Genomic DNA, 2,296 nt, shown 5'->3' on the forward strand with positions numbered 1-2,296 from the left:
GTGCTGGCGGTGGTGCGGGGTTCGGCGGTCAACCAGGACGGTGCGTCCAACGGTCTGACAGCGCCGAACGGCCCCTCCCAGCAACGCGTCATCCGGAGCGCGCTGGCCAACGCGCGCCTAGCGGCATCCGATGTGGACGCCGTGGAGGCGCACGGTACGGGGACGACGCTGGGTGACCCGATCGAGGCGCAGGCGCTGCTGGCCACCTACGGACAGGACCGTGACACCGACCGTCCCCTGTGGCTCGGTTCCATCAAGTCGAACATCGGCCACTCCCAGGCGGCTTCGGGCGTCGCTGGCGTCATCAAGATGGTGATGGCGATGCACCACGGCGTGCTGCCGCAGACGCTGCACGCCGATGAGCCGACCTCACACGTCGACTGGGCCGAAGGCGCTGTCGAACTGCTGGCCGAGGCCCGCCCGTGGCCGGAGGCGGAGCGGCCGCGCCGAGCCGGTGTCTCCTCCTTCGGTGTGAGCGGCACCAATGCCCACGTCATCGTCGAGCAGGCCCCCGAGGCCCCGACGGCGCCCGAGCGACACCCGGTCGCCGATGCGCCGATCGTGCCGTGGCTGCTGTCCGGCAAGACCGCCGCCGCCCTGAGTGCCCAGGCCGAACGCCTCGGCGCCCACGTCGCCACGCGGAGCGACCTTTCGCCGCTCGACGTGGGTTGGTCGCTCGCGGGCACCCGGGCGACGCTGGACCACCGTGCGGTGGTCGTCTCCGCCGACCCGGCGGCCGCTGTCGCCGCACTTGCCACGGGTGAGTCCGTGGCCGGGGTGGTGCGAGGTACAGCGGATCTCCAGGGCAAGTGCGTGTTCGTCTTCCCTGGGCAGGGGGCCCAGTGGGTTGGGATGGCGATCGAACTCATCGAGTCCTCACCGGTGTTCGCGGAGCGGATGCGAGAGTGCGCGACGGCCCTGTCCTCGTACGTCGACTGGTCGCTGTTCGAGGTGCTGGGGGACGCGGAGGCGCTGGAGCGGGTGGACGTGGTCCAGCCGGTGCTGTGGGCGGTGATGGTGTCCCTGGCCGAGCTGTGGCGTTCGTACGGTGTGAAGCCCGCTGCCGTGGTGGGGCATTCGCAGGGTGAGATCGCGGCCGCGTGTGTGGCTGGTGCACTGTCCATTGATGACGCGGCCCGGGTGGTGGCGCTGCGTTCGAAGGCGATCCTGGCCCTGTCGGGTCTGGGTGGCATGGTCTCCGTGGCCCTGACCGCGGAGCAGGTAGGGGAGCGGTTGACCGACGGATTGTCCGTCGCGGCGGTCAACGGCCCGTCGTCCGTGGTCGTCTCCGGCGATGTCGCCGAACTGGAGGCGCTCCTCTCCGCCTGTGAGTCGGAAGGGATCCGGGCAAGGCGCATCCCGGTGGACTACGCATCCCACTCCGTGCACGTGGAGGCCATCCACACCGAACTCGGCGATGCCCTGACCGGACTTGCCCCCCGTACACCCGCCACCTCGTTCTTCTCCACGGTGACCGCCGACTGGCTGGACGAGACCACGGCGCTGGACGCGGAGTACTGGTACACGAATCTGCGTCAGACCGTGCGTTTCGAGGAGGCCACGAAGGCGCTGGCCGAGCAGGGCTACCGGTACTTCATCGAGGTCTCCACACATCCGGTACTGACGTTGGGTGTGGAGCAGTCGCTTGAGGGTGTGGACGCGGCTGTCCTGGGCAGTCTGCGCCGCGACCAGGGCGGGCTCGACCGGTTCGTCACCTCGCTTGCCGAGGGCTGGGTGCGGGGTCTGTCCGTGGACTGGCAGCAGCTGCTGGCTGGCGGACGCCGGGTCGCGCTGCCCACGTATGCCTTCCAGCGGGATCGCTACTGGCTCCAACAGCTCCCGATCGAACTCGACGCCGCTCTGACCGGCGGTACCGAGGAGGGGCGCTTCTGGGAGGCCGTCGAGCAGGAGGATGTGTCGGCCCTCTCCAGGATCCTGGAGGTCGGGGACGAGGATGAATTGAACGCGGTGCTGGCCACGTTGACCTCGTGGCGGCATCGGCGTGTGGCGCGCTCGCGGGTGGATGAGTGGCGTTACGGGGTGTCGTGGAAGCCGCTGACGCTGGAGTCGCGTCCCCTGGCTGGGCGTTGGCTGGTGGTGTCGGCTGGTCCGGACAGTGATGTGTTGTCGCCTCGACTTATTGAGCATGGGGTTGAGGTGGTGTGTCTCTCGCTCGATGAGAGCACCCGGCTGGTCGAGCGGCTCTCCGGGGTGGGGGCGGTTGATGGGGTCGTGTCGCTGCTGGGTCTGGGGGTGGGTGGTCTTGCCGACACGGTTGCTTTGGTGCGGGCGCTGG

Annotated in this window: 1 protein-coding gene; it reads left to right on the forward strand. The window is 69.4% G+C overall.

Translation table 11 applies throughout. The annotated features are described in order from the left end of the window. The coding region (locus tag ACWC5C_RS42025) for a type I polyketide synthase (RefSeq protein ID WP_450884632.1) at positions 1 to 2,296 on the forward strand (2,296 nt) is incomplete at both ends.

This window comes from Streptomyces sp. NPDC001700 (assembly GCF_053596435.1).